Genomic DNA, 26,023 nt, shown 5'->3' with positions numbered 1-26,023 from the left:
AAGTTTCGCCTGCGGCCTGCTGCTTCCGTTTACGCGGCGGTACGATACCTTTGCCCCCTCAAAACTTCCTCTTCCTATGAAAAAAATCCTAACCACCATCGCCGCCAGCGGACTCGTGGCACTGGCGTTGGCCCCGGAGGCGCACGCGCAGACGGCAGATCGTAAGACGGCTATTGGCCTGAACGTGAGCGCCATGCAGTACAAGGGCAACTTCGGCTCCGACTACTGGGACTTCAGCGAGAACAAGTACGCGCCCGGCATCACCTTCAGCCGCTACCTTTCCAAAGGGCTGGATGTGCAGCTGAGCGGGAACTACGTGGAGTTCAAGAAGGACGCCCCCAACGGCGCCCCCTACTTCGGCAGCCGCTTCGCCACCAACGTGGTGAACGTGAATCTGGGCCTGAAATTCAAGCTCTTCAACGACGACTCGCCCATCCGGCCCTACCTGCTGGCGGCCCCCGGCCTCACTTACACCAGCCGCGAGGGCACCATCTTCCGCAACAATCAGACGATTAACACCGACGAGGACAAGAACCACTTCGACCTGTTCGGGGCCGCTGGTATCGACTTCCGCTTGGGTGATGCCGTGACCCTGTTCGTGCAGACCGGCCAGCACGTGCCGCTCAACGCCAACATCGACGGCGACCCGGCCCGCGACGACAACAAATTCGACGACCGGTTCCTGCAGCACACCGTGGGCCTGAACATTGCCCTGGGCAAAGCTAAGGACACGGATGGCGACGGCGTACCCGACCGGAAGGATAAATGCCCCGATACGCCCAGCGGCGTGGCCGTGGACGAAAACGGTTGCCCTCTCGATGGCGACAAGGACGGCGTTCCGGATTACCAGGATCAGTGCCCCACCGAGGCCGGCACGGCTGCTATGCAGGGCTGCCCCGACCGGGACAACGATGGCGTAGCCGATAAAGACGACGACTGCCCCGATGAGGCCGGCCTGCCCGCCCTGCGCGGCTGCCCCGACGCCGACGGTGACGGCGTGGCTGACAAAAACGATAAGTGCCCCGATACCCCCGCCGGTACTCAGGTAGACGGCAACGGCTGCCCGCTGGTAACCGACGCGGATGGCGACGGTATCCCCAACGACCAGGACCGGTGCCCCAACACGCCGGCCGGCACGAAAGTGGACGCTAACGGCTGCCCCGAGGTAGATGCCGAGGTGCGCAAGCTGGAGCAGCCCATCCGCTTCGAAACCAACAGCACCGTCATCAAGCGTAGCTCGTACGGCACGCTCGACAAAATGGTGCAGGCCCTCAAAGACCACCCCGAGTACAGCATCCGCGTAGTGGGTCACGCTGACTCCCGTGGTACTGACGAGTACAACCAGGGTCTGTCGGAGCGCCGCGCTGGTTCGGTGAAGCGGTACTTCACCGGCAAGCAGCTGGACCCCGCCCGCATCGTGACCGAAGGCAAAGGCGAGTCGGAGCCCGCTGCTCCGAATACCTCCGCCGCCGGTATGGCGCAGAACCGTCGGGTGGATTTCCGCTTCGAGTTCTTCATCCCGAACGCTCCCCAGCCCTAGTGCTGCGGAATAGCTAACGAAAAGGCGGCGTGCTTTCGGGTACGCCGCCTTTTTTGTGCCGTAGCTGGTCAGCCGGAACGGTTCCCGGGCGACTACGTACTGTCTCTAATCATTTCTCCTTTCCTCTTTCCTGCCATGAAATTACGTCTTGTTCCCACGCTGCTGGCCGTGGTATTGCTGCTGCTGGCCGGCTGCCGCGCCGCCGGCCCCGAAACTCCCGCCCGTACCGTAGCCCAGTTCTTCAACAAGTACGAAAACCGCCCCGGCTTTAAGGCCACCGACTGGAACGCCAGCCTGACCACCCGTTTCCTGCTGGGCCGTTTGGGCAAGCTCGGGGGTGGGGCCGACCTCACCGAAGCTCTGTCGGCTATTCGAAGCGCCAAAATCATCACCTTCACGCCTACCAGCAACAGCGCCCGCAATCTGGTGGTCGAGGGCCTGAACCAGGAGGTTGACGGGTTGCTGGCCAGCGAGCGGTACACGCCCCTGCCCATCGCCGACGCCAACGCCGACATCCCGAACCAGATGCGGTACTCGGTGCGCGAGCAGGGCGGCAAAGTATCGGAGTTCGTGGCCGTAGGCAAGCAGCAGACCACCGATTCCTTCGTGCTGGTAGCCGTAGCCGGCAGCTTCACGCGCGAGCAGGTCACCCAGCTCAGCAAGGTGTTACCCAACGTGGTGAAGGGCGAATTGTAAACTTTCCTGCGCATGAAACCAACCGCCCCCGGTCGCTCAATAAGAAGCAGCCGGGGGCGGTTGGTGTAGGGAGCCGGCAGAAGCCGGGCTAAAACTCCAGCACGTTTAAAAAGAACACGTCCCGGCCGGGGCCTTGTTCGGGGCGGATGTGCTGGTAGCCCACGGCCAGAAAACGCGTGCCGTACCAGGCCATGAGCTGTTCCTGCTGGGTACTGGTGGCTTTTTCCTCCCGGGGGCCAGCCTCGGTGGGGGAGGGGCGGAGCGTCACCTGCCAGTCGTTGGGGGCAGGTGCCGAGCGGTCCACGAGCTTGTAGTAGAAGTTGTCGTCTTTGAGGTAGGCTACGGCAAACTGCCCGTTGGGCAGGGGCCGGAAGCACACAGTTTCCTGCAGCTGCGCGTGGTCAACGTCCTTGAGCAGAAAGGAATTGTCCCAGAGCAGATTGCCCTGGCGGTCGAAGCCGCAGAGCAGGGCGTGCGTGGTGCGGTAGCCTTCGGAAGGGCGGCGGCCGGTGCTGAAGCCGTTGTAGCGGGAGGGGTAGCCAAAGCCATTGAGCCCCCCCAAATTACTGTAGCCGTAGCTGCCCAGGCCGCCGAAGTTACCGTAGGGATAGTTCGACGTGTTGTAGCGCGGGTAGTACACCTCTGACACCAGTACGTACCCCTCGGGGGTGGGCAGCATATCGTGCATGAGCAGCTGAAACCGATGCCGGAACTGCCGGTCGGAGGCGCGCCGCCGCTCGTGACGTTGCCGCATCCGCGCCAGTCGGGCCGGCTTCATGAAATCGAAAAAGTGCTTGAAGTTCAGGAAGTCGTAGAAGCGCAGGGAGCGGCGCTGGCCGGTTTCGGTAACGCCCGCCGTGAGGTCGGAGGCGAACAGGCCCTGGGAGTAGCGCGAGTCGCGCAGGGTGTAGGTGCCGGCCAGCAGGCGGGCGGCGCTGTCGCCGGGGCTGAGCTGAGCATCGAGCAGGCCCCGCTCGCTGCCGGCCTGCACGAACTCGGTGCGCAGCAGCTGGCCGTCGTCGTCGAGCTGCTTGAGCTGCAGGCGCGACTTGAAGCCATTGGTTTCGCTCAGAATCAGCTCGGCCCGTTTGGTCACGGAATCGGCCAGGAAGGTGAAGCGGGTGGGCAGCGTCTCGAATACCGACGGCAGAAACCGGAACGTGGCCTGATGCAGATCCAGCAGCAGCAGCGTCAGGTGCTGGTCGACCTCCACGGTCACGAACAGGTTGCCTTCGAGGGCCTTGAGGTCGTGAATCTGGCGGGTGCGCTTGGTTTTGAACTCGCCCTGGCCCAGCTCGCCGGTTTTGGTATCGTAAGCCGCCACCCACAGCGTGCCGTTATCCGGCCCCGAAAACAAGGCGTACACGTCGGTGCCCTCGGCGCAGATACGCTGAAAATCGTAGCCCCGGGGCACTGCCAGGGGCACGGCGCTGGCGGGGCGCAGGTGTTTATCGAATTTCTGAAAGTAGTGCTCCGGCTTGCCCATCAGGACGGGGTCGCGCTCTACCAGCAGCACCAGGCTGCTGTCCTCGACCAGGGGCTGCACCTGCACGTCGCTGTTGGAGGACTCGAGCAGCAGTTCGGTGCGCAGGGGCTGGCGGGGCTCCACGGCCGGCTTGGGCGGGGCAGACTTCTGGGCCAGTCCGGTTGAAATAACTCCCAGCAGGCAGCAAAGCAGGTAACAGTATTTCATGGCGAGGACCGCAAAATGCAAGGCACAAAGTGCTTACGTAAGATAAAACGAAAGCCGGGTATCACCTAACAAAGCCGGCCCGAATATGATGCCGCCATGGCGGCAAATGCACACGACCCGCCCGAATATATCGGGCGGGTCGTGGAAGAAGAGGGGAGGGCCCCGGAGCCGTCGGCCGGGCGCCGGTAGTGTTAGCTGCCCAGTTCCAGCAGCACGTCGAACTCCTCGGGTTTAAGCGGCATCACCGACAGGCGTGACTGGCGCAACAGGGCAATCTGGGTGAGGCGCTCATCCTGCTTGATGCGGGCCAGCGAAACGGGCGTGGCCAGGGCCTGGCGGGGGCGCAGGCGCACGGCCACCCAGTCGGAGCCGGTGGGGGCGGTGGCATCGGGGGCAGCCGGGGCCGTTACCTCGGCCACGCCCACCACCTGTTTCTCGGTTACGCTGTGGTAGTAGAGCACCAGGTCGCCGGGGTGCATGGCACGCAGAAAGTTGCGGGCCTGAAAGTTGCGCACGCCGGTCCAGTCGGTGCTGCCGTCGCGGGTAAAATCGGCCCAGGAATACGCCGCGGGTTCTGATTTGACAAGCCAGTAGTTCATGGCCCGAAGGTAAGACCGGCGGGTAGAAGATGAGCCGGCCCGACTCAGGGCCGGGCGTCGAATTTCACTTTCAGGGTGGAGGCGTCCACCAGTTCCAGCCGCAACTGCTGGGCGCCGAGCTCGGTGGAGGCGTCGAGCACGATGGGCGGGCAGCCCGACACGGTGTGCCAGGAGCCGCGAATGGTCAGCGGCTCATCGGCCGGTCCGAACGAGTGAATGGTGTACACGCTGTCGGCCCCGAGCTGGAAACCGGTAGTCATGCCCATCTCAAACGTGCCCGGCAGCTTGTACGTCTCGAAGCCATCCGCATCCTTCGGCGCCAGCGTATTGTACCAGTCTTTGTTCAGAACGGAACTTAGCTCCACCGGCTCGCAGCCGGTCAGGGCCCGTTCGCTCGGGGCCCGCTCGCTAACGGCGGTGCAGGCCCCCAGGGCCAGTAGCAGAAGCAGGGAACTGGTAAGTAGCGTAGCGTAGCGCATAAGCAGATGGTTGGGCTGGGAAACAGGTTTGGCTGCGGATGACCGGCAGCCTGGCGCAAGGCGCGGCCAAGCTGCCGGAACTACCCGCTAAAGTGGTTAAAAATGACTATAGTTAGTCCATCCGGGCCTCTAAATGTTCCGCCGAAGGGTTTTTGATGCGCAACTGGTAGCCCGGGCGGGTAGCGTCGCGGAACGTAATCCGGTAGGTCAGCTTACCCTCGGCCTGCCAGGTGCCGGGCCGCTCCTCTTGGCCATCGGCAGGGGCCGGAGCGTACTCGAGGTAGGTGCCGTCGGAATTGAGCCGAAAACCGGCGTAGCCCCGTCCTATTGGGGGGGTGGTGCTGTAAATGGTGTAGCCCGTCGCGCCGGGCTGTGAGGTGCTGAACCAGTCCTGGTCCTGAACAGGAGTAGGGTCTTCCGATTTGCGGCAGCTACTGAGCGCCATCATGCCGAGGGCTACAATAAGGAGGGAACGAAACATAACGAATGGGTTTGGATGATTCGGGCCTAAGTACCCATCGTCAGGATGGCCGCGGCAACCGCAGACGTTGCATGCCTACAACTCTTTGCGCCGCACTTTGAGCACGTTATTCTCCAACGAAACGATTTCGAGCAGGTAATCGGGCTCCTTCTTATCGTCGAGGCTGATGCGGATGGTGCGCTCGTCTTGGGCCTTCCACTGGCCCTTGCGGCCCTCAATGCCGTCGGTGGGGGCAATGTCGTACTGGGTGAACAGGCCGTTGTGGTCGAAGGCGAAGCCCGTGCGACCCCGTGAGGGGCCGAAAGCATAGGTGTTGGGCCGGTACACGCGCACGTCGCCCTGGTCTTCCTCGTGGGCGTGCAGCCAGGTGCCTTCCAGTTGTTTGAGCGTCATGGTCTGGGTTTCGGGGTTGCAGGTGGCGGCCAGCAGCAGCACGCTCAGGAAAGCAAAAACAGTGAATAAGCGCATAGCGGGGAAACGTTAGGGAGTGGGTAAGTTAGCAAGATATCAGTTGCCGGTTGCCCGGTGTCGGAGCCCCAGGGCTTCGTTCGCCTAAGCCCCGTTTGCCCGGCAACCGGCAACTCACCCCTGACGACTACCTTTGCCGGCATGGACAACCGCGCTCTTACCCGTGCTTTTCGCCTCGTGGCCCAGCTCATGGAGCTGCACGAGGAGAATCCGTTTAAAATCCGGGCCTATGAAGGCACCGCCAACGCCCTGGAGGCCCTGAGCTTCCCGGTGGCCGACGTGGAGCGCACCGGCCTGCCCGACCGCACGGGCCTGAGTAAAACGGCCGCCGCCAAAGTGGCCGAAATGCTCGATACCGGCTCGTTCGAAGACCTCACGCGCCTGCTGGCGGCCACCCCGCCCGGCGTGGTGGAGCTGCTCAACATTAAAGGCATCGGCCCCAAGAAAATCCGCAGCCTGTGGAAGGAACTGGGCGTGGAAAGCCCCGGGCAGCTGCGTGAAGCCGCCGAAACCAACCAGGTCAGCCAGCTCAAGGGCTTCGGCCAGAAAACCCAGCAGGCCATTCTCGAAGCCCTGGATTTCACCGACCAAAGCCGGGGCAAGCTGCTCTACCCCCAGGCCGAGGAGCTGGCCCACGACCTGCTGGCTCGTTTGGAATCCGTGCCCGGGGTGAAGCGCGCCGCCGTGAGCGGGGAAGTGCGCCGCCGCCTCGAAACCATCGAAACCGTGCTGCTGGTAGCCGCCACCGAGTCGCCCGCCGCCGTGCACGGGCTGCTGGGTAGTGTGGAGGGCCTCACGCCCGACCCGCGCCGCAGCGGCCCGTTTGCCTGGCGCGGCACGGCCACGGCCTCGGGCGTGAAAGTGGAGGTGCGCCTGGCGGCCCCGGCCGATTTTATCAACCAGCTGCTGCTCACCTCGGCCACCGACGCCCACCTGACCGGGGCCCTGACCGAAGAGCTGCTGCCCGGCCAGCCGGCCAGTCTGCGCCAGTGGCTCAAGCGCGAGCAGTTTGCCCAGGAGGCCGACCTTTACACCCGCGCCGGCCTGCAATACGTGGAGCCCGAGCTGCGCGAAGGCCTCTGGGAGTTGCCCCTGGCCCGCGCCAACCAGCTGCCCCGCCTGCTGGAAGACGCCGACCTGCGCGGCTCCCTGCACAACCACAGCACCTACTCCGACGGCAGCCACAGCCTGCGCGAAATGGCCACCTTCCTGCAGGGCCAGGGCTACGAATACCTCGGCATCTGCGACCATTCCCAGGCCGCCCACTACGCCAACGGCCTGCCCGTGGAGCGGGTGCGCCAGCAGCACCAGGAAATCGACCTGCTCAACCAGGAGCTGGCCCCGTTCCGCATCTTTAAGGGCATCGAGTCGGATATTCTCTCCGACGGCTCCCTCGACTACCCGCCCACGGTGCTCGAAACCTTTGATTTCATTGTGGCCTCGGTGCACTCCAACCTCCGGATGGACGAGCGCAAAGCCACGGCGCGGGTACTGCGGGCCATCGAAAACCCCTATACCACCATGCTGGGCCATCCCACCGGCCGCCTGCTGCTGCGCCGCGAAGGCTACCCCCTCGACCACAAAGCCGTCATTGATGCCTGCGCCAAGCACCAGGTCATCATCGAAATCAACGCCAACCCCTGGCGCCTCGACCTCGACTGGCGCTGGGTGCATTACGCCCTGGAACAGGGCGTGCAGCTGAGCATCAACCCCGACGCCCACCACACCAACGGCTACGCCGACATGCGCTACGGCGTATTCATGGGCCGGAAAGGTGGCCTGACCCGCGCCATGACCTTTAACACTAAAACCGCCGCGGAAGCCGCCGACTACTTCGCCCGTCGCAAAGCCAATATCAAGCCCCCGCTGGAGTTTAAGGATTCGTTGTTTGGGTAGGGTAGGCTGGGTGAGTGAAGAAGAACGTCATACCGAGCTTGCCGAGGAATCTCGCGGGCTGATGTTGCCAAAGTAATCTTGTCATCAGGTTACCAGTACAACGTCAGCCCGCGAGATTCCTCGGTAAGCTCGGTATGACATTCTTTTTGACTGGCAACTAACAACTGACAACGGGCAACCGATATGAAAATCCTTATTCTGCGCTTTTCTTCCATTGGCGACATTGTGCTGACTACGCCGGTTATCCGGGCCGTGAAGCAGCAGGTGGCCGGCGCGCGGGTGCACTTTGCCACCAAGCCGGCCTTCCGGGGCATCGTGGAAAACAATCCGTACGTAGACCGGGTGCACTGCCTGAGCGGGAGCCTGGGCGAGCTGGTGGCCGAGCTCAAGGCCGAGCAGTTCGATTTCGTCATCGACCTGCACCGCAACCTGCGCACCACCCTGCTGAAGCTGCGGCTGGGCGTGCAGTCGGCCAGCTTCGATAAGCTCAACCTGCGCAAGTGGCTGCTCGTGAACGGGAAGCTGAATTTCCTGCCCCGCGTGCATATTGTGGAGCGCTACCTGGCCGCCGCCGCCCCGCTGGGCGTGCACGACGACCAGCGGGGACTGGATTATTTCATTCCCGCTCCCGACGAGGTAGCGGTGGCCGCCGTGCTGCCGCCCGCCTTTCAGCACGGCTACGTGGCCTTCGCCATCGGGGCCCAGCACGCCACCAAGCGCCTGCCGGTGGAGCGTATTATTGAGCTGTGTGGACTGCTGCGCCAGCCGGTGGTGCTGCTCGGTGGTCCCCTCGACGAAAGCACCGGCCACGTGGTGGAAGCCGCCTTCGACGCCGGCGTGGCCGCCTCGCCGCCCGTCCCGGGCCGTATTCCTGATAGCCCCTCGTATTTTCCGCCCGTCCCGGCCACGCCGGGTCCCCAGACTATCATCTACAACGCCTGCGGGAAGTTCAACCTGAACCAGTCGGCCTCGCTGGTACGGCAGGCCCGGCTGGTAGTCAGCCACGATACCGGCCTGATGCACATTGCGGCCGCCTTCCAAAAGGAAATTCTGAGCGTGTGGGGCAACACCGTGCCCGAGTTCGGCATGTACCCCTACCGCACCGAGTTCCGGGTGCTGGAAGTGCCCGGCCTCGCGTGCCGGCCGTGCTCCAAAATCGGCTACGAGCAATGCCCCCAAGGCCACTTCCGCTGCATGCGCGATATCCGCTTTGACCTGGAAGGGTAGGCGCTACGGATTACGGTGAAAAAAGTTTGATAGGTCAGTACGTTTATTTGCTAAGTACAATAAGGCGGCCTTACATTTGAGGCAATCTGATCCGGCAGAATCCTTCGTTTTTCATTTTTTACTTTTTCGGTCTATGAAGCTTTTTACGCGTCGTTTTCTATCGTTTGCTTTACTGGGGCTCTGGCTCACGGCCTGCGGGCCGAGCATTTATATGGCGCAGGATTTCCGCTCCTACGCTCCCAAGCACAAGACGGTGGCCATTCTGCCCGCTGCCGTAACCATGCAGCTGCGGCCCAACTAGGCTCGCAATACGTCGGCCGAGCAGCTCACCAGACTGGAGCAGCAGAGCGGTGTGGATTTTCAGGAGCGCATTTATGCCTGGCTGCTGCGCCGCTCCACCGACCGCGGCTATACCGTGCGGTTTCAGGATGTAATGCAAACCAACTCCCGCCTGCGCGAAAGTGGAATTCCCTATTCGGAGCTGCGTAGTTACTCCCCCCAGGAACTGGCCAAGCTGCTGGGAGTAGATGCAGTGCTGACGACCAGCGTGCGCACGAGCAAGCCCATGAGCGACGGGGCTGCCGTAGCCGTGGGGCTGCTGGTGGGGGCCTGGGGCGCCACCAACCAGGCCAATATCACCGTCAACATCCACGAGTCGGATGAGGGTAAGCTGTTGTGGAAGTACGACTACGCCGCCGCGGGCTCGGTTGGAAGCTCCACCGAGGGCATGGTAAATGCGCTGATGCGTAACGCTTCCAAGAAATTCCCCTACACGCCCAAGTCCTGAGGCTGTTTTCTGCCTGATCAGCAGCCCGCCTTACCGGCGCTACCACAAACGACCGCCCCGCCAGTAGCCGGGGCGGTCGTTTGCCGTATAAAGGGCTGGTGCGGTACTGGAGGGCGAAATAATTCGGGATATATTTGTGTATTCCCGCTACTGTTCTCTGCCCGATACACCCGCCGGTGGTGGGTGCTTCGTTTCGTTGCTTATGTCATTTGCCGCTGCCCCCTTGCCCATTCTCACGCGTTTGCGGCAGGAAACCCGTCCGGCCCACGAGGCCCTGGAGCAGCAGGAGTTCAACCGGGCCTTGGGCGCGGGCACGCTCACCGCAGCCGTCACGCACCGCTTTCTGGCCAAGCTCTACGGCTTCGTGGTTCCTTATGAAGAGCAGCTGCGCCAACACGCCGCCGAGTTCGGGCCGGAGTGGGAGCTGGAGCGCCGCGCCCGCGCCCACTTGCTGCGCCAGGATCTGCCCCACGCCGATGAGCTCCCGCTGGCTTCCAACCTGCCGCCTCTGCGCACGCGCGCCCAGCTGCTGGGGGCCTTGTACGTCATGGAAGGCTCCACCCTGGGCGGCCAGGTAATTGCCCGCCAGCTGGCCAAAAACGGCATCCCGGCCCGGGCCTACTTCAGTGGCCACGCCGAGCAGACCGGCCCGCTCTGGAAATCGTTCACCAGCCTGCTGACCGAAGCGGCCACGTCCGAGCTGGCCGACGACATCGTGGCCTCCGCCACCCTTACTTTTCAACGCCTGCACCAATGGATCGAATCGGACAACGCCTGACGGATGAAAGCCTGCTGGGCCAGCCCGTTACGCTTACCAACTGCGACCGGGAGCCCATTCATATTCCCGGTTCCATCCAGCCCTACGGGTTTATGCTCTGCCTCGATCCGCGCACCCAACGGGTGGTGCAGGCCAGCGCCAATACCCGGGCCATGACCGGAGTGGCCGCCGAGGACCTGATCGGGCAGGAGCTGTCGGTTTTCTTTCCGGAAGAGCGCCTGCGGGAATTGGCGGCGCAGTGGGTGACGCTCACTGAGAGCCACCGCCTGCAGGGCGTGCGCCTGAGCCAGTTGCCCGGCCAGCCCTATTTTAAGCTCATTCAGCACCGCTTCGATGGGCTGCTGTGGCTGGAGTTCGAGCCGGTGGAGCCGGCCGCTTCGGGCCCCCTGGATCTGCCTTCCCTCAACGAAGCCCTGGGCCAGATGCTGGGCGCCGGCTCAGTGCAGGAGTTCTGCCAGCACGCCGTGGAGCAGATCAGCAGCATTACCGGCTTCGACCGGGTGATGCTGTACCGTTTCGCCGAGGATGAGAGCGGGGAAGTAGTGGCCGAGGTGCACGCGCCCGGCCTGGAGCCCTTCCTGGGCCTGCGCTACCCGGCCACCGATATTCCGCAGCAGGCCCGGGCCATGTACCTGCGCAGCTGGCTGCGCTTCATTGCCGACGTGAACTACGCGCCCGCCCCGCTGGTGCCGGTACGCACGCCCTCCACCGGCCGCCCGCCCGACATGACGTACGCCGTGCTGCGCAGCGTATCGCCGATTCACGTGCAGTACCTGCAGAACATGGGCGTGCAGGCTTCCATGAGCGTGTCGCTGATCCGGGACGGTAAGCTCTGGGGCCTGATTGTGTGCCATCACAACACGCCTCGCCTGGTGAGCTACGAGCTGCGCGACCTGTGCCAGTTCATCGGCAAAACGTTCTCCTCGCTGCTCAAAAGCAAGGAGCAGACTGAGGATTACCAGTACCAGCTGCGCCTGCGCGAAACCCAGGCCCGCCTGTTCGGGCTCCTGGCCGAAATGCCCGATTTCCGCCGGGCCCTCTACGAGCACGCGCCCACCGTAATGGATCTGTTCCGCTGCGGGGGCGTGGCCGTGTGTTTCGATAAGCAGATTGCCACGCTCGGGGCCACGCCTAGCCAGCCGGAACTGGTCCAGCTTCTGGCGTGGCTGCGCACGCACGCGGGCCCAGACGTGTTTCACACCAATTCCTACGCCCGCCTCAACCCGGCCGGGGCAAAGCTGCGGGCCACGGCCAGCGGCGTCATGGCTATCTGCCTCGATCAGCAGAACGGCGACTACCTCATCTGGTTTCGGCCCGAAGTAGTGCAGCAGGTTACCTGGGCGGGGCGGCAGCAGAAAGCCGAAACGTTGCGCGACGGGGAAATCTTCCTCTCGCCCCGGCAGTCGTTTGCTGCCTGGAGCGAATCAGTGGAGAATACGGCCGAGGCCTGGCGGCCCCTGGAGGTGGAAGCGGCCCGGGAGCTGCGCCTGCGCATTGCCGACATCCGCCTCAAGATGTTCAACGAGATGGAAACCCGGGCGGCCGCGCTGGGTCGCCTTAACCACGAGCTGGAACGCAGCAATGAGGAGCTGGACTCCTTTGCCTACGTGGCTTCCCACGACCTCAAGGAGCCCCTGCGCGGCATTCATAACTACTCCCTGTTCCTGCTGGAAGACTACGCCGACAAGCTGGATGCCGACGGCGTGGAAAAGCTCCAGACCCTGATTCGGCTCAGCAAGCGCATGGAAAACCTCATCGAGTCGCTGCTGCAGCTCTCACGGGTGGGCCGCCTGGAACTGGAGCCGCGCCCGGTGCCGGTGGGGAAGGTGCTGCACGAAGTGCGCGACACGCTGGAGGTAAGTCTGCGCGAAACCAACACGGCCCTGATAGTGGAAACCGACCTGCCCGTGGTGCTGGCCGACGAAGTACGCCTGCGGGAAGTGCTGCACAACCTGCTCACCAATGCCATGCGCTACAACGATAAGCCCCACCCCTACGTATGGGTGGGGGCCGCCCCCGCCCCGGTGCAGGGGCCGCGCGGACTGACGCCGGAGGGCTTCTGTACCCTCTACGTACGCGACAATGGCATCGGCATCGACCCCAAGCACCACGAGAATATCTTCCGCATTTTCAAGCGCCTCCACGGCCCGAACAAGTACGGAGGCGGCACCGGGGCCGGGCTGGCCATTGTGAAGAAGATGATTGAGAAGATGGGTGGCCAGATTTGGGTTGACTCCGCTGCAGGCCAGGGGGCCACGTTTTATTTCACCGTTCCAACGCCGCACTAACTTGAATACCACTGCCATCAAGCCCATTCTCATCGTAGAAGACAGCGCCGAAGACTTTACGGCGCTGGGCCGGGCCTTTCGCAAACACGCGCTGCAAAACCCGGTGCTCCGCTGCGAAGACGGCGAGCAGGCCCTTGAGTACCTCCGCGGCCACGGTCGCAAGGTGGGCTGGCCCCAGGTGTTGCCCGCTATTATTCTGCTGGACCTGAACATGCCCGGCCTCGACGGCCGCGACGTGCTGGCCGCCATCAAGCAGGATGAGCACCTGCAGGCCATTCCGGTAGTCATTTTCACGACCTCGGCCAACGCCAAGGATATTTCGTCCTGTTATCAGCTGGGGGCCAACAGCTACCTGACCAAGCCCATCGGCTATGCCGAACTGGAGGAAAAGGTGCGGCTGATTGTCCATTACTGGCTCGAAGCCTCCGAACTGCCGGCCTGATTGCCCACCCTACGCGCGCGCCTGTGAAAAAAATTTTGCTGGTTGATGATAACGAGGCCGACCGGATGTTGTACCGCCGCTTCCTGAAGCGGCAGCAGGGAGAGGAGAGGCTGGATTTTCGGGAGGCTTGCTCGGGAGAGGAAGCCTTCGCCCTGTTTCAGGAATACCAGCCCGATTGCGTGTTGCTGGATTACAACCTGCCCGATATGACGGGCATGGACATTCTGCATGGACTGCAGCAGCAGCGTCCCGTAACGGAACTGTGCGTTATCATGATTACTGGCGGGGGCAGCGAAACGGTAGCGGCCCGCGCCCTCAACGCGGGGGCCTGCGACTATCTGGTGAAGGGGGCCTTCGATCAGGAATTGCTCAGCAAAACGGTACACTACGCCATCGAAAAAAACGAGTGGCGCCAGTACCAGGCCCGTTACCACGCGGAATTAGAAGCCGTTAACCACCAACTGCGCGACTCACTCAACAGCCTGCAGCAGGTCAAGCGGGAGCTCGACGACAAGAACGAGGCGCTGGTACTGGCGCATGAGCAGCAAAAGCGGCAGAACGAGGCACTCGACAGCATTAACCAGCAACTGGCTTACACCAACGCCAACCTCGACAACTTCGTGTACGCCGCCTCGCACGACCTGCGCCAGCCCGTGCACAACCTGCGCGGCTTGTTTGAAGAGCTGCGGCGCACCACCCCGGCCGCTCCCGACCCCGATCAGGCCCAGCTATTCCACCTGATGGATACCTCCCTGCGGGCCCTGACTACCACCATCGACGACCTTTCCTCGGCCGTGCAGGAGCAGCGCCAGCCCGGCGAGGAGCCCACCCGGCAGGTAGCCCTGACGGACGTAATGGAAGAAGTTAGCCAGGCCCTGCAAACCCAGATGGTGGCCACTCAGGCCCGCATCCTGACCGATTTTGATCCTCAGCCCGCCGTGCTTTACGCCCGCACTAACCTGCGCACGATTCTGCTGAACCTGGTTGCCAACGCCATTAAGTACCGCCGCCCCGCCGTACCGCCCGAAGTAAGGGTGCGCAGCCTGCTCGTGGATGGAAACCCTGTGGTGGAAGTGGAGGATAACGGCCTGGGCATCGATTTGGACCGCCACGGCCCGGAGTTGTTCCAGCTGTTTCGCCGCTTCCATCCCGAGGTAGAAAACGGTACCGGCGTGGGCCTGTTCCTGGTCAACCGCTTGGTGCAAACTGCTGGCGGCCGCGTAGAAGTCGAGAGCCAGCCCGGTGCCGGCAGCACCTTCCGCGTGTACCTGAAGCGGTGAACGGCCGGACGGTTAGATGGCGGGACAGCCGGATTGATGCCACGCGACACCACGTGCCAGTTGCTCTTCCTGCCTGCAGCACAAGGCCCTGAACAAAGCAAATGCCCCTGACGTAGGCTCGTCAGGGGCATTTTTGATGGAACGACGTTCTTGTGGGAGAGGCAGTGCGGCCAGGTGGCAGCTGCTTAAAGTGGCCGGTAATTCAGCCATGCAACCATCCCGCAATTCAGCCATTTCCTGCCTTAGCCAATCTTATCGAAGCCGCAGTAGGAGTGGAGGGCGGCGGGCAGGCGGATGCCCTCGGCGGTCTGGTTGTTTTCGAGCAGAGCGGCCACGATGCGGGGCAGGGCCAGGGCCGAGCCGTTGAGCGTGTGCAGCAGCTGAGGTTTGCCGGTTTCGGGGCGGTAGCGCAGCTTGAGGCGGTTGGCCTGGTAGGTTTCGAAGTTCGAGGCCGAGCTTACTTCCAGCCACCGCTGCTGGGCGGCGCTCCACACTTCCAGGTCGTAGGTGAGGGCCGAGGTAAAGCCCATGTCGCCGCCGCAGAGGCGCAGCACCCGGTAGGGCAGCTCCAGCTTCTGCAGCAGCCCTTCAATGTGGGCCACCATGCCTTCGAGGGCTTCGTAGCTGTGCTCTGGCTGGGTGATTTGCACTATTTCTACCTTATCGAACTGGTGCAGGCGGTTGAGGCCGCGCACGTGCGCGCCCCAGGAGCCGGCCTCGCGGCGGAAGCAGGGCGTGTAGCCCGCGTTGCGGATGGGCAGCTGCGCGGGAGCAATGATGTCGTCGCGGTAGAGGTTGGTGATGGGCACCTCGGCCGTCGGAATCAGGTAAAGGTCGTCGGCAGTGGCGTGGTACATCTGGCCCTCCTTGTCGGGCAGCTGGCCGGTGCCGTAGCCCGAGGCCTCGTTGACCAGAATCGGGGGCTGAATTTCGGTGTAGCCGGCCGCGCGGGCTTCATCGAGGAAGAAATTGATGAGGGCCCGCTGCAACCGCGCGCCCTGGCCTTTGTACACCGGAAAACCGGCGCCCGTAATCTTGTTGCCCAGCGCGAAATCGATGATGTCGTACTGCTCAATCAGGTCCCAGTGGGGCTTGGCGCCGGCGGGCAGCTCGGGCTTTTGGCCTACTTCGCGCACTACCTCGTTGTCGTCGGCCGAGCGGCCGGCCGGCACGCTGTGGTGGGGCAGGTTGGGCAGCTTGTAGAGCACCTGCTGTAACTCTTTTTCCACCTCGGCCAGCTCCTCCGTATGCGCTTTGGTTTGCTGCTTAAGCTCGGCGGTGCGGGCCTTGAGCGTCTCGGCCCCGGCTTTGTCGCCGCTCTTCATCAGGCCCCCAATCTGGCGGGCCAGCTCGTTGGCTTCGGCCTGGGCCTGATCGTGGCCGGTTTGCAGATCCTTGCGGCGCTGATCCAAGGCGAGAATGGCCTGCACGTCGGCCTCGGCCGTGGCATAATGGCGTTTGGCGAGCCCGGCCAGGACGGCGGCGGTTTGTTCTTTGAGGACGGAAACTTGCAGCATAGGGGCAGAATACGCGAGATGGAATGCCCAAAAATAGCCGTTTGATTCGGGAGATACCGCAGCCCCGGGGCCGGTACGCGTAAAATCATGCGCCCAGGACCGGTGTAGCCCCGCAACGGTTCGGGTCCGAATGGGGTTTGATCCGAATATGACCGGGCTAACCGGCTGGCATCCCGTATCCTTCGGGCCGGTTGCTGCGTAAAGAAAGCCGGGCTGTAAAATCCGTTGTCTGATTTGGCAGTTCCCGCGTATTACGCTAACATTGCACATACAAGTCGGCTCTGGCCGGCGGGCCCGTTAGCATTTGAGTACCGCGCCCCGCCCGTAAGTTGCCCCGCGCTAGTCGGCTTCACCCTCGGTTTTACTTCTCGCCTCTCTCTGCGTCAGGCACCGCGTCGCGGCTGCCTTTTGTGCCCGGAATGGCCCCAGCCCCTTTCTACGTGGGTCTCGCGCGGCCCTGCCCCCCCCTTTTGCCCCACAGCTTATATGTACACTATTGACGAGTTGAAGGACCGTTTACTGTCCGAACTAAAGGAAATTGCCGAAACTCAGAAGGTGGGCAACTTCAAAAAGCTCAGCAAGCAGGATCTGATTTACAAGATTCTCGACCACCAGGCCATTGCCCCGGCGGCCGCTAAGCCCGCTCCCAAGTCCGCCCCGGAAGCATCCGCCCCGAGTGAGGCACCCGCGCCCGCCGCCAAAGCAGCGCCGGCGGCCAAAAAAACGGCTTCCCGCACCACGGCTTCCCGTGCCGCCAGTCCGCGCACGGCGGCGGCCCGAAGCAAAGCAGCCGTAGCCGAAGCGCCGGCCGAAGTTCCCGCCGCTCCGGTGGCGGCCGAAACGCCAGCAGCTCCGGTAGCGGCGGCGCCCGCTCCGGCCGTGGCCGCCCCGAACGCCCCGGCCGCCGAAACTACTGCCCCGCCCGCCGCCCCGGCCGAAACAGTGGCGCCCGCTCCGGACGCCGCCGCCGACTCGTCGGAGGTCGAAACGGACCGCCCCGTTAAGCTCTACCAGCGCCCCGAGCGCCGCACCCGCACCGACCGCGCCGGCCGGCCTATTGCCGCCACGCCTCTTGCTGATACCGACGTAGCGCCCGCCCCCGTGCCGGCCCCGGAAGTGGAAACGGCCCCCGAGCCGGCCCGTGACGCCGCCCTCGCGCCGCGCCGCGCCGACCAGCCCCGCGTGTTCCGTGAGGGCCGCGAGTACCGGGCCGAGCAGCCCCCCCGGGAAGGCCGCTCTGACCAGTCGCGCCCCGACAATAACGGCCGCAACGACCAGCTCCGCGCCGATCAGCCCCGGGAAATGCGCAACGACCAGCCCCGCAACGACCAGCCCCGCAACCTGCGCGACGGCAGCCGCCCCGACGGCCGCGAGATGCGTGAGCAGCGCCGTGAGGAGCGCTACGCCGCCCGCGAGCTGGCCCGCCAGCAACGCCTGGCCGAGCGCCAGAACAACGGCGGCGAAGTAGCCCGCGCCGACCGGCCCGACCGGAATGACCGCCAGGACCAGCAGCAGCAGCAACGGGCGCCCAAGCAGCCGGAAATGGATATCGTGATTCCCGGCGACGGTACGCTGGAAATGATGCCCGATGGCGGCTACGGCTTCCTGCGCAGCCCTTTCTACAACTACCTGGCCTCGCCCGACGACATCTACGTGGCCCCGCAGCAGGTGAAGCAATTCGCCCTCAAGGCCGGCGACACGGTGAAAGCCACCATCCGGCCGCCCCGCGACGGGGAGAAATACTTTGCCCTCGTGAGCGTGCAGGGCGTGAACGGCCGCTCGGTGGAAGAAGCCCGGGACCGAATTCCGTTCAACAACCTGACCCCACTCTTCGCCGAAGAACGCCTCAAGCTGACCACCAAATCGGCCCAGTACAGCACCCGGATTCTCGACCTTTTCGCGCCCATCGGCAAGGGCCAGCGGGGCCTGATTGTGGCTCAGCCCAAAACCGGTAAAACGGTGCTGCTCCAGGAAATTGCCAACGCCATTTCCGAAAACCATCCCGAGGTGTACCTGATGATTCTGCTCATCGACGAGCGGCCGGAAGAGGTGACCGACATGGCCCGCACCGTGAAGGCCGAAGTGCTCAGCTCCACCTTCGACGAAACGGCCGACCGCCACGTGAAAATTGCCACCATCGCCCTCGAAAAGGCCAAGCGCCTCGTGGAGTGCGGTCATGATGTGGTGATTCTGCTCGATTCGATTACCCGCCTCGCCCGCGCCTACAACACGGTACAGCCCGCCTCGGGCAAAATCCTCTCGGGCGGTGTGGATGCCAACGCCCTGCACAAGCCCAAGCGTTTCTTCGGGGCGGCCCGCAACGTGGAAGACGGCGGCTCGCTTACCATCATTGCCACGGCCCTCATCGAAACCGGCTCCAAAATGGACGAGGTTATCTTCGAGGAATTCAAAGGCACCGGCAACATGGAACTGCAGCTGGACCGCAAGCTGGCTAACAAGCGCATCTTCCCCGCCATCGACGTGCCGGCCTCCGGTACCCGCCGCGAAGACCTGCTCATGAGCAAGGACGAGCTCAACCGCATCTGGGTGCTGCGCAAGTTCATGTCGGACATGACGGCCTCCGAAGCCATGGAGTTCCTCAAAGACCGCATGAAAGGCACCAAGGACAACGAAGAATTCCTGCTGGCCATGAACGGCTAAGCAGCCGGATGCTCAATAAAAAAAAGAGGCCCGTTTCGCACTGCGCGAAACGGGCCTCTTTGTGCTCTGTCTCGATATTGAGCGGCTACTGCCGGACGAAGCGCTGCACGTTATGCTGGCCGTTGCTGGTGAATTTCAGGAAGCAGAGCCCGGCGGGAACCTGCGGAATATTGCGGAGGCAGCCGTGCCGGGGGGCGCGCCCGGTCTGCACCCGGCGCAGTGCCCACCGCAACCTTCGCCGTGGTACCTTTGCCCCATGCAGCCCCAACCCGACCGCCCCGAACTTCTCTATATCTCCGATCCGCTCTGCGCCTGGTGCTACGGCATGAGCCCCGTTATCGAGCGGGTGCAGCAGGAGTTTGCCGGCCGCCTCGACGTGTCGGTGCTGTGCGGGGGCATGTTTACCGGGCCGGAAGTGACTCCCATCGGGGCCGATTGGCCGCTCATGAGTGGGGCCCTGGCGCAGGTTACGCAGGTGACGGGGGCCACGTTCGGGGCGGCATTCCGGGCCCTGGGCGCGGCCGGCCGCTACGTGCAGGACTCCGAGCCGCCCTGCCGGGCCATTCACGCGTTCCGGCAGCTACGCCAGGAGTTGGCGGCCCGGTTTGCTCACCAGGTGCAGCAGGCCTACTTCCAGGACGGGGCCGACCTCAACGATGCGGCCACCTACGCCGCGCTGGTGGCGCCCTTCGGCATTGAGCCGGCCGAATTCCGCCAGCGGCTGGCCTCGCCCGAGGTGGTACGGGGCACCGAGCTGGAATTCGCCGCCGTGGCGAAAATCGGGATTCAGGGCTTTCCCACCAGCATTCTGCGCGTCGGCTCCCAGGGTTTCGTGCTGGCCCGCGGGTACCAGCCCTACGCCACCTTCGCCGATGGCCTGACGCAGGCGCTGGAACAAGCCGGGAGCTGAGCTTTCCAGCGCCGTATCCGAGCCATGAATGAGTAGCAGCAGTAGCAACGTGACCTCTGCGGTTCGCGCCCCCGCGCCGTTTCAACAATTCCGAACCGCACGGGGCGCGAACTACCAGGTTCGCGCTACCGTGCTACTGGGCGAATGGCGCCCGGCCGGACAGGCTAGCTGCCGAGGCCGGGCAGTTGCACCACTTGCCGGGTACCGGGCGCGTAGGCAATGCGGCGGCGGTCTTCTTTGCCCACCAGATACACAAAGCCCACCGCATCCGGGCGCTGCTGAAGCTCGGTCCAGGTGGGGCGGTCGGCGCCGCCTTCCTGATAAGCATCTTTGGGGGTGAGGGCCGGCTGGCGGAAGTTTTTGTCGGCGAAGAATTCATCCATGCGGCGGCGGATGTAGGCTTCGCGCTCGGCCGGCGTCACGGTTGGGGTCTGCATCTCATACGCCAGGCTGGCCTCCAGGTCGGCGGGCGTCAGCATCTCGCGGAAGATTACCTGGCCGCTGGCGTCGGTGATGGTGAACGTAAGCTGGCCGGTGAGCACGTCCCGGCCGCGTAGCGTCAGCTCGAACTCGTCGGGGGAGGCGGGGGCCGAAAACACGTGGCGGCGGCGTACCGTTTTGAGCGTGTCGGCCAGCGGATCAGCGAGGCTGGCGCGGGCCGTATCCAGGGGTTCGGGGCGGGCGGCCGCGGCCGCCGGGGCCGCCGCCGGATCGGCGGACTGGGGGGCATCGGGGGCGGAGCAGGCGGCCAGCAGACCGAGAGCGGGCAAAAACAGCGCAATTCGCATAGCGGAAAGTCGGAGGTAAATCAGGGCGGTCTACGCGGTGTGGGGGCCGGCTGTTGGGCGGGGGTTACCAGAGCAGCATCAGGATAAACGCCGCACTCATGCACACCGACGACACCTGGTTCATGCGCATGGTGTGCTCGAAGTCGGCGGCGGCGGGGTTCAGCCACACGGCCCGCGCCCAGCGGCCAAACAGCACCACCACCGGCCCGGTAGCGGCCAGAAACACCAGCAGATGGCGCGTTTCCTGACGCACCCACAGCGTGTAGGCCAGCACCGCCGCCCCCGCCAGCAGCCCGCCGGCCGCAAACACGAACGTGCCCCGGATACCCAGCCGCAGGCTAAGCGTCCGGTCGCCGCGGCGGGCGTCTTCCTGGTGCTGGTATACCTGCGTGAGCGGGTAGGAGCCGCACAGAAACAGGCTGCTCACCAGGGCCAGCAGCAGGTTGGTGGGCTCGGTGAGGCGGGCATAATCGGCGCCCACGCCCACCTGGGTCATCAGAAAGGTGTAGGCGCCCTGAAACACCACCACCACGGCCGTGCTCAGCAGCGGGTACTTTTTCAGCCGGATGCCCTCGTAGCTGTAGGCCTTGGACACCAGCAAATACACCAGCACCAGCACCCCAAACCACGGACTCAGCAGCCCGGCGCCCAGCACCGCCAGCGCATCGAAGGCATAGACCAAATGCAGCAGCTCCTCCGAAACTTTCGGCGGGCTTTTCAGGCCCCCGATGCTGCCTTCGTCGCGGTCGTAGTAGGAGTTGTAGCCGTTGGAGGCGGGGTAGGCCAGCAGGTGGAGCACCACGAACACGCCCACCGCCCGCCCCAGGCTCAGCGGCTCCCGCAGGGCGCTCAGCCCAAACCAGAACACCGGCATCAGGTACACCGAAAACGGAATCCGGAGCAGCGGCAGCGCTTTCTTGTACTTCGTAATCAGCAAGCAGTGAGGTGGAATTGGGGGTGAGAACCGGTGGTCGGCCAGGCCGGTGTTGAAGTCTGCTGCGCGGTGCTTGGCGCCAAAGAAGCCCCAAGTACTCATTCCTGCGCGTCAATTACTAATTGTCAGCCGGTACGCCAATCAGGTAGGTGACCTGCGGACCCCACCAGTGGCGCACTTTGCCGGCCTCCCAGCGGAAGGTCCCCTGGGGGTCGGCGCGGCGGGCGAGGGCGCGGAGCTGGTCTGGTGGGTACATGCGCAGGATGCTCACGCACCCGTCCCAGATGGTAAAAAGCGGAATCAGGGGCAGCGCGTACGTGAAGAGCAGCCGGCTGAACCGGAACGGCCGGATAAACGGCGTGATGAGCAGCTGGGCCACCGGTAGCACCGTTACGGCCAGCAGCAGCTCGGTCCAGTGCTTGCCGGCCCCCTCGAATACGCCAATGCCGGTGCGCTGGCGCACGGCATCGGCCAGCAGGGCCTCGGCGGCGGCGGGCGGAAAGTGATGAAAGGCGGAGAAGACCGTGCGAAAACCCGTCAGGCCGGCGGGGACGGCCGTGGCGTCAACCGGCAGGGGCTCGAATTCCAGGCCCGGGTTGGCGGCGCGCAGGGCCTGCCAGGCCGCGGGCTGGGGGTAGAGGTCGGTGAGGCAGACGCGGGCTGCCGGCTGCCCCGTGGCGCGCAGACGGCGCAGCACCCCCGCCGTGCCGCCGCCCGCGCCGGCGCAGAGTTCCAGGATGCGGGTTTGCCGGGTCTGGCTTAGTGCTTCGGCCAGCAGGGGAACCACGGGCTGGTAAGTACCCAGGGCCGAAATCATGAACCGCAGATACTCCATCATGCCCGCCCGAATCACGTTCGGAAACCAGGGCAAATCTTCGAACTCAAACAGCTGGCAGCGAAGCTTCATGTCCCGTCCTTACGCAACCAGTGCCGTAATGGCTGAGGTCCGATTCGGAGGAAGGCGGTTGGGGCAGTAGTTAGCGGGGGGCACCTACCTGCCGGGCCGGGCCATAAAGCCAGAGCACCGTAAGTACCGCCGCCAGCCAGTACGGTACCGACAGTGGCAACAACTCCGTCAGCGACTCGAGGGGTACGAAAGCCAGCAGCAACTGACTGGCCAGCAAAAAGAACAGCGTAACGCCCAGCAAAGCCATGGAGCGGCGCGACCAGCCCGTGCGCAGCACGTTCATGAGCGTGAAAAACGGCACGGCCAACGGCACAATGGCCAGCGAAGCCAGCGCCGCAGTGAGGCCAACCATCAGGGCAATGGAGTAATCTTCCAGCCGGTCGGAGGCAAAATCCAGCAGCAGCCACAGCGTGCCTCCCAGATTGCTCAGTAGCCACATAATCAGGGTGCGGGTAACGGTAGAATAGTTGGCCGAAGAGTAGGATATTTCCATGTAAATAAGGGCTTAAAGTGAAAAGTGTATCCCCGCCAGTCAGCGCAAGGGGAGAAGTGAACCGCCTTTCGCCAGGCAAAGCATGATTCAACCTACGGCGGGTTAGTTCCGGTCGGATTGTATTTATTCGATTCTTTAATGGGATGTAATAGTCTCAAAATGAGGAGGCTTTCCGGACCTGCTAATCCCGTGGGGCAGTCTGCTGCTACCGTTTCCAGTGCCCGTCAACTCCACGAAGTACCAGAATGGGAAGCCCGGTGCCGCCGGCTAAGGGCCGATCAGGAGGCGGAGAGCCGGAAAAAAAACAGATACCTATTTGGAAAGAGCCGCGAAGTTTGATTGCTTTGCATTACAAAGTTCTTTAGAGATATGGCCAAGCCCACGACTGATCCCCTCGCCCAGCTCACCGAGATTCGCGCCATCATGGAGCGGTCGTCGCGTTTTATTTCGCTTAGTGGCCTGAGCGGGGTAGGGGCGGGCGTGGTGGCGCTGGTGGGGGCCGGAGTGGGGCATTGGTACCTGAACCGGCAGTACCCAGATGCCGGGTACCTGCGCCTGCTCCAGAGCACGCCCGCCGAGCGGCGGCTGATTCTGCCGTTTCTGGTGCTGTTGGCCTGTGCCATCGTGGTAGCGGCCCTGGTGGTGGCCACGTACTTCACCCTGCGCCGCGCCCGCCGCGACGGGCAGCCGCTCTGGAGTGCCCTGGGCCGGCGCCTGGCCCTGAGTCTGGCCATTCCGCTGGTGGCGGGCGGCCTGTTCTGCCTGGCGCTGTTTGTGCAGGGGGCGGTGGGGCTGGTGGTGCCCGGGCTGCTGTTGTTCTACGGCCTGGCCCTGCTCAACGGCAGCAAGTACACCCTGGAAGAAATCCGCTGGCTGGGCCTGACCGAAATCGGGCTGGGGCTGGTGGCCGTGTTGCTACCCGGCTTCGGACTGGCGTTCTTTGCGCTCGGGTTCGGTCTGGGCCACATCGGCTACGGCCTGCTCATGTACAGCCGCCACGAAAGGTGAGGTGGTGAAATGGTGAGTTTGACGTTCAACGGTCATGCTTGCGTCATTTGCGCCACCTGCCTGATTCACGCCATCAGGCCCGCTGAACGCCAAACTCACCATCTCACCAATTCACCACCTCACCTTTGACCTCTTGAAGCACCTGATTCACACGCTCAATAAGGCTTTCGACAACCGGGTGCGGTTGGGCGTGATGGCTGTGCTCATGGCCAATGAGGTGGTCAGCTTCACGGAACTCAAGGAAGCCCTCGACCTGACCGACGGCAACCTGGCCAGCCACGTGGCGGCCCTGGAAAAAGCGGGTTACGTGAGCGTGAGCAAGCAGTTCGTGGGCAAGAAGCCGAACACGACCTACTCGGCTTCCCGGGAAGGCAAAACGGCTTTTCAGGAGCATCTGGCGACTTTGGAAAAACTGCTGCGGGGGTAAGCACTCTTTTTTTGTCTGTAAACTTTGAATTGCAAAGTTCTTTTAAACAATGATTGTATGACGATACTCACTGCTTCACTTCCCGCCGCGGCTGCGGCCGCCGTGCCGGTGCGCCGGCTCCTGGTACCGCTCACGACGCTCCAGAAACTGCTGATTCCGGCGGGCGCGGTGCTTTTCGACGGGTTGTTCTGGCACCGCGGGGCGGGTCTCAACCTGGCCCTGTACACGCTGTTTGTGCTGGGGGCCACCCTGGCGGGGCTGCCCCGGCACGCGGCGGTGTGGCACTCCGGCTACTTCCGGCTGCTGCTGGCGGGTACCCTACTGAGTGCGGGCGGCGTAGTCTGGTACGGGTCGGGGGCGGCCCAGCTGGCCTGCGTGGCTTCCCTGGTTATGCTGCTGGGCTTGGTGAACCAGCCCCACTTGCGGCTGCTGGCTTTTGCGTTGCTCACGGCGCTGGGCGGCGCGGCCCGGGCCCTGCCGGGGCTGTGGCCCTACCTGCGCCTGCCCCGGACCGGTACGGGCCGCTGGGCGCGCACCCGCTTTTACCTGCGCCTGCTGGTGCTGCCCCTCCTGATTCTGGGCGTGTTTCACGTGCTGTTCGTGCTGGCCAATCCGCGCTACTCGGCTCTGGTGGGGGCGGTGCTGGAGCGGCTGGGCGAGTGGCTGGCGGCCATCTGGCCGAATTTCTCCCTGGCTCACCTGCTGTTTTTTCTGCTCGGGCTCACGCTCACGGCCGGGGCGCTGGTCGTCGTGCCTTCTCACTTTTTTCAGGATCAGGAGTCGCGGTTTGGGGAGTTCGTGCGCCGGCAGCGCGACCGGGTGGCGTCCTTCAGGGTGCGCCGGCCCGATTTCCGGGCCCGGAGCCAGGGGGCGCTGGATCTGCGCAAGGAGTACCTGGCGGCCCTGGCCGTGTTCACGCTCGTCAACCTGCTGCTGCTGGTCGTCAACGTCATTGACGTACGCTGGATCTGGTTCGGCTTCGTGCCCGCCCCGGGCTTCGACCTGACCCAGTTTGTACACGAGGGGACTTACGTGCTCATTTTCAGTATTCTGGTGGCCATGGGCATTGTGCTCTGGTTCTTCCGGCGCAACCTCAACTTCTATTTGCCCGGGCTGCCGGTGCTGCGCTGGGGCGCTACGGTGTGGGTGATGCAGAACGCGGTGCTGGCCGTGTCGGTGGGGTTGCGCAACTACTACTACATCCTGCACACGGGCCTGGCCTACAAGCGTATCGGGGTGTACGGGTTTCTGCTGCTGACTTTTTTTGGCCTCCTGACGGTGCTGCTCAAGATCTGGCAGCGGCGCTCGGCCTTCGCTCTGGTGCGCCTCAACGGCCTGGCCGCCTACGGCCTGCTGGTACTGCTGGCCCTGGGCAACTGGGAAATCTGGATGGCCCGCTACAACCTCAACTCCCGCTTCCAGACCCTGGATTTGGGCTTCCTGCTCGAAATGCCCGCCCGGGTGCTGCCCGAGCTGGCCGCCCGCCAGCCCGTCCTCGACGGCATGCGCCGCATCATCATCAGCCCGCCCGGCAGCTACTACGAAACCACTGCCACCCCGGCCCAGGCCCGCGCCGCCATCCGGCACCGCCTCCGGCAATGGCGGCAGCAGTACCCGCGCACCGCCCACTGGCAAAGCTGGACCTACGCCGAGTCGGCGGCTTTTTCTTCAGCGGTTAGCCAATAGCCATTAGCTGTCGGCTTCGGTTCTGGTTATCCCACCCC

General features: G+C 63.9%; 25 protein-coding genes. 15 read left to right on the top strand and 10 right to left on the bottom strand.

The genetic code is table 11. From position 1 onward, the window contains the following. Positions 1–76 precede the first annotated feature (76 nt). Positions 77–1,540: an OmpA family protein gene (locus tag KLP40_RS21500; RefSeq protein WP_215591664.1), complete on the top strand. Its 1,464-nt coding sequence runs from the start codon at positions 77–79 to the stop codon at positions 1,538–1,540. Positions 1,541–1,675: 135 nt separating this feature from the next. After that, positions 1,676–2,236, top strand: coding sequence for a DUF4252 domain-containing protein (locus KLP40_RS01095; RefSeq protein WP_215591663.1), 561 nt, complete (start codon positions 1,676–1,678; stop codon positions 2,234–2,236). Positions 2,237–2,324: 88 nt separating this feature from the next. Here KLP40_RS01095 and KLP40_RS01090 read toward each other — a convergent pair whose 3' ends face one another. The 5 genes from KLP40_RS01090 to KLP40_RS01070 all read right to left on the bottom strand — a co-directional run bounded on the left by KLP40_RS01090 (position 2,325) and on the right by KLP40_RS01070 (position 5,956). Next, on the bottom strand, positions 2,325–3,929 hold the full coding sequence (locus KLP40_RS01090; RefSeq protein ID WP_215591662.1) for a hypothetical protein: 1,605 nt from the start codon (positions 3,927–3,929) through the stop codon (positions 2,325–2,327). Between the two features lie 191 nt (positions 3,930–4,120). Beyond that, positions 4,121–4,528, bottom strand: coding sequence for an EVE domain-containing protein (locus KLP40_RS01085; protein WP_215591661.1), 408 nt, complete (start codon positions 4,526–4,528; stop codon positions 4,121–4,123). A gap of 44 nt (positions 4,529–4,572) precedes the next feature. Further along, positions 4,573–5,007, bottom strand: coding sequence for a hypothetical protein (locus KLP40_RS01080; protein ID WP_215591660.1), 435 nt, complete (start codon positions 5,005–5,007; stop codon positions 4,573–4,575). 112 nt (positions 5,008–5,119) lie between these two features. Then, positions 5,120–5,488 carry a hypothetical protein gene (locus tag KLP40_RS01075; protein WP_215591658.1) on the bottom strand — a complete coding sequence of 123 codons (369 nt, stop codon included), beginning with the start codon at positions 5,486–5,488 and terminating at the stop codon, positions 5,120–5,122. A 75-nt stretch (positions 5,489–5,563) separates the two neighbouring features. Continuing rightward, entirely contained in the window at positions 5,564–5,956 is a 393-nt protein-coding gene (locus KLP40_RS01070; protein WP_215591657.1) for a hypothetical protein, read from the bottom strand. Positions 5,957–6,097: 141 nt separating this feature from the next. On the opposite strand from KLP40_RS01070, the gene KLP40_RS01065 reads away from it, so the two are divergent. The 8 genes from KLP40_RS01065 (at position 6,098) to KLP40_RS01030 (ending at position 14,654) form a co-directional block, all read left to right on the top strand. Continuing rightward, entirely contained in the window at positions 6,098–7,852 is a 1,755-nt protein-coding gene (locus KLP40_RS01065; protein WP_215591656.1) for a helix-hairpin-helix domain-containing protein, read from the top strand. A 183-nt stretch (positions 7,853–8,035) separates the two neighbouring features. Next, positions 8,036–9,079 carry a glycosyltransferase family 9 protein gene (locus tag KLP40_RS01060; protein WP_215591654.1) on the top strand — a complete coding sequence of 348 codons (1,044 nt, stop codon included), beginning with the start codon at positions 8,036–8,038 and terminating at the stop codon, positions 9,077–9,079. 133 nt (positions 9,080–9,212) lie between these two features. After that, the gene (locus KLP40_RS01055; RefSeq protein ID WP_215591653.1) at positions 9,213–9,380 is read left to right on the top strand and encodes a hypothetical protein; all 168 of its coding nucleotides are present in this window, start codon (positions 9,213–9,215) and stop codon (positions 9,378–9,380) included. 51 nt (positions 9,381–9,431) lie between these two features. Continuing rightward, positions 9,432–9,866, top strand: a complete 435-nt coding sequence (locus KLP40_RS01050) for a hypothetical protein (protein ID WP_215591652.1) — start codon at positions 9,432–9,434, stop codon at positions 9,864–9,866. A 202-nt stretch (positions 9,867–10,068) separates the two neighbouring features. Further along, a complete protein-coding gene (locus KLP40_RS01045; RefSeq protein WP_215591651.1) occupies positions 10,069–10,644 on the top strand; it encodes a biliverdin-producing heme oxygenase in 576 nt (191 codons plus the stop codon). After that, the gene (locus KLP40_RS01040; RefSeq protein ID WP_215591650.1) at positions 10,620–12,932 is read left to right on the top strand and encodes an ATP-binding protein; all 2,313 of its coding nucleotides are present in this window, start codon (positions 10,620–10,622) and stop codon (positions 12,930–12,932) included. The genes KLP40_RS01045 and KLP40_RS01040 overlap by 25 nt, the downstream gene beginning before the upstream one ends. Before the next feature lies 1 nt (position 12,933). Next, entirely contained in the window at positions 12,934–13,374 is a 441-nt protein-coding gene (locus KLP40_RS01035) for a response regulator (RefSeq protein WP_215591649.1), read from the top strand. A 23-nt stretch (positions 13,375–13,397) separates the two neighbouring features. Continuing rightward, positions 13,398–14,654, top strand: a complete 1,257-nt coding sequence (locus tag KLP40_RS01030; protein WP_215591648.1) for an ATP-binding response regulator — start codon at positions 13,398–13,400, stop codon at positions 14,652–14,654. Between the two features lie 242 nt (positions 14,655–14,896). Here KLP40_RS01030 and serS read toward each other — a convergent pair whose 3' ends face one another. Next, on the bottom strand, positions 14,897–16,171 hold the full coding sequence (gene serS / locus KLP40_RS01025; protein WP_215591647.1) for a serine--tRNA ligase: 1,275 nt from the start codon (positions 16,169–16,171) through the stop codon (positions 14,897–14,899). A 486-nt stretch (positions 16,172–16,657) separates the two neighbouring features. On the opposite strand from serS, the gene rho reads away from it, so the two are divergent. After that, on the top strand, positions 16,658–18,832 hold the full coding sequence (gene rho / locus KLP40_RS01020) for a transcription termination factor Rho (protein WP_215591645.1): 2,175 nt from the start codon (positions 16,658–16,660) through the stop codon (positions 18,830–18,832). 256 nt (positions 18,833–19,088) lie between these two features. Further along, positions 19,089–19,742 carry a DsbA family protein gene (locus KLP40_RS01015; RefSeq protein WP_215591644.1) on the top strand — a complete coding sequence of 218 codons (654 nt, stop codon included), beginning with the start codon at positions 19,089–19,091 and terminating at the stop codon, positions 19,740–19,742. Positions 19,743–19,906: 164 nt separating this feature from the next. On the opposite strand, the gene KLP40_RS01010 is transcribed toward KLP40_RS01015, so the two are convergent. From KLP40_RS01010 to KLP40_RS00995, 4 genes are all read right to left on the bottom strand, one after another. Then, complete coding sequence (locus KLP40_RS01010) at positions 19,907–20,530, bottom strand: hypothetical protein (protein WP_215591643.1); 624 nt, start codon at positions 20,528–20,530, stop codon at positions 19,907–19,909. A 64-nt stretch (positions 20,531–20,594) separates the two neighbouring features. Beyond that, positions 20,595–21,467 carry a UbiA family prenyltransferase gene (locus KLP40_RS01005; RefSeq protein ID WP_215591642.1) on the bottom strand — a complete coding sequence of 291 codons (873 nt, stop codon included), beginning with the start codon at positions 21,465–21,467 and terminating at the stop codon, positions 20,595–20,597. Between the two features lie 115 nt (positions 21,468–21,582). Further along, positions 21,583–22,371 carry a class I SAM-dependent methyltransferase gene (locus KLP40_RS01000; protein WP_215591641.1) on the bottom strand — a complete coding sequence of 263 codons (789 nt, stop codon included), beginning with the start codon at positions 22,369–22,371 and terminating at the stop codon, positions 21,583–21,585. Between the two features lie 70 nt (positions 22,372–22,441). Continuing rightward, on the bottom strand, positions 22,442–22,864 hold the full coding sequence (locus KLP40_RS00995; protein ID WP_215591640.1) for a hypothetical protein: 423 nt from the start codon (positions 22,862–22,864) through the stop codon (positions 22,442–22,444). A 369-nt stretch (positions 22,865–23,233) separates the two neighbouring features. Here KLP40_RS00995 and KLP40_RS00990 point away from each other — a divergent pair, with 369 nt between their 5' ends. The 3 genes from KLP40_RS00990 (at position 23,234) to KLP40_RS00980 (ending at position 25,985) form a co-directional block, all read left to right on the top strand. Next, on the top strand, positions 23,234–23,872 hold the full coding sequence (locus tag KLP40_RS00990; RefSeq protein WP_215591639.1) for a hypothetical protein: 639 nt from the start codon (positions 23,234–23,236) through the stop codon (positions 23,870–23,872). A 133-nt stretch (positions 23,873–24,005) separates the two neighbouring features. After that, positions 24,006–24,299: a winged helix-turn-helix domain-containing protein gene (locus tag KLP40_RS00985; RefSeq protein ID WP_215591637.1), complete on the top strand. Its 294-nt coding sequence runs from the start codon at positions 24,006–24,008 to the stop codon at positions 24,297–24,299. A 57-nt stretch (positions 24,300–24,356) separates the two neighbouring features. Next, a complete protein-coding gene (locus KLP40_RS00980; protein ID WP_215591636.1) occupies positions 24,357–25,985 on the top strand; it encodes a DUF4153 domain-containing protein in 1,629 nt (542 codons plus the stop codon). Positions 25,986–26,023 lie beyond the last annotated feature (38 nt).

Origin of the sequence: Hymenobacter piscis, from assembly GCF_018760735.1 — a bacterium.
GTDB classification, from domain to species: domain Bacteria; phylum Bacteroidota; class Bacteroidia; order Cytophagales; family Hymenobacteraceae; genus Hymenobacter; species Hymenobacter piscis.
The sequence above is the reverse complement of the archived record's forward strand: the minus strand, read 5'-3'. Positions and strand labels throughout refer to the sequence as shown.

Bases quoted from the DNA above. Each gene is read 5' to 3' on its own strand.
- KLP40_RS21500 (WP_215591664.1), top strand. From the start codon at position 77: ATGAAAAAAATCCTAACCACCATCGCCGCCAGCGGACTCGTGGCACTG.
- KLP40_RS01095 (WP_215591663.1), top strand. From the start codon at position 1,676: ATGAAATTACGTCTTGTTCCCACGCTGCTGGCCGTGGTATTGCTGCTG.
- KLP40_RS01090 (WP_215591662.1), bottom strand. From the start codon at position 3,929: ATGAAATACTGTTACCTGCTTTGCTGCCTGCTGGGAGTTATTTCAACC.
- KLP40_RS01085 (WP_215591661.1), bottom strand. From the start codon at position 4,528: ATGAACTACTGGCTTGTCAAATCAGAACCCGCGGCGTATTCCTGGGCC.
- KLP40_RS01080 (WP_215591660.1), bottom strand. From the start codon at position 5,007: ATGCGCTACGCTACGCTACTTACCAGTTCCCTGCTTCTGCTACTGGCC.
- KLP40_RS01075 (WP_215591658.1), bottom strand. From the start codon at position 5,488: ATGTTTCGTTCCCTCCTTATTGTAGCCCTCGGCATGATGGCGCTCAGT.
- KLP40_RS01070 (WP_215591657.1), bottom strand. From the start codon at position 5,956: ATGCGCTTATTCACTGTTTTTGCTTTCCTGAGCGTGCTGCTGCTGGCC.
- KLP40_RS01065 (WP_215591656.1), top strand. From the start codon at position 6,098: ATGGACAACCGCGCTCTTACCCGTGCTTTTCGCCTCGTGGCCCAGCTC.
- KLP40_RS01060 (WP_215591654.1), top strand. From the start codon at position 8,036: ATGAAAATCCTTATTCTGCGCTTTTCTTCCATTGGCGACATTGTGCTG.
- KLP40_RS01055 (WP_215591653.1), top strand. From the start codon at position 9,213: ATGAAGCTTTTTACGCGTCGTTTTCTATCGTTTGCTTTACTGGGGCTC.
- KLP40_RS01045 (WP_215591651.1), top strand. From the start codon at position 10,069: ATGTCATTTGCCGCTGCCCCCTTGCCCATTCTCACGCGTTTGCGGCAG.
- KLP40_RS01040 (WP_215591650.1), top strand. From the start codon at position 10,620: ATGGATCGAATCGGACAACGCCTGACGGATGAAAGCCTGCTGGGCCAG.
- serS (WP_215591647.1), bottom strand. From the start codon at position 16,171: ATGCTGCAAGTTTCCGTCCTCAAAGAACAAACCGCCGCCGTCCTGGCC.
- rho (WP_215591645.1), top strand. From the start codon at position 16,658: ATGTACACTATTGACGAGTTGAAGGACCGTTTACTGTCCGAACTAAAG.
- KLP40_RS01015 (WP_215591644.1), top strand. From the start codon at position 19,089: ATGCAGCCCCAACCCGACCGCCCCGAACTTCTCTATATCTCCGATCCG.
- KLP40_RS01010 (WP_215591643.1), bottom strand. From the start codon at position 20,530: ATGCGAATTGCGCTGTTTTTGCCCGCTCTCGGTCTGCTGGCCGCCTGC.
- KLP40_RS01000 (WP_215591641.1), bottom strand. From the start codon at position 22,371: ATGAAGCTTCGCTGCCAGCTGTTTGAGTTCGAAGATTTGCCCTGGTTT.
- KLP40_RS00995 (WP_215591640.1), bottom strand. From the start codon at position 22,864: ATGGAAATATCCTACTCTTCGGCCAACTATTCTACCGTTACCCGCACC.
- KLP40_RS00990 (WP_215591639.1), top strand. From the start codon at position 23,234: ATGGCCAAGCCCACGACTGATCCCCTCGCCCAGCTCACCGAGATTCGC.
- KLP40_RS00980 (WP_215591636.1), top strand. From the start codon at position 24,357: ATGACGATACTCACTGCTTCACTTCCCGCCGCGGCTGCGGCCGCCGTG.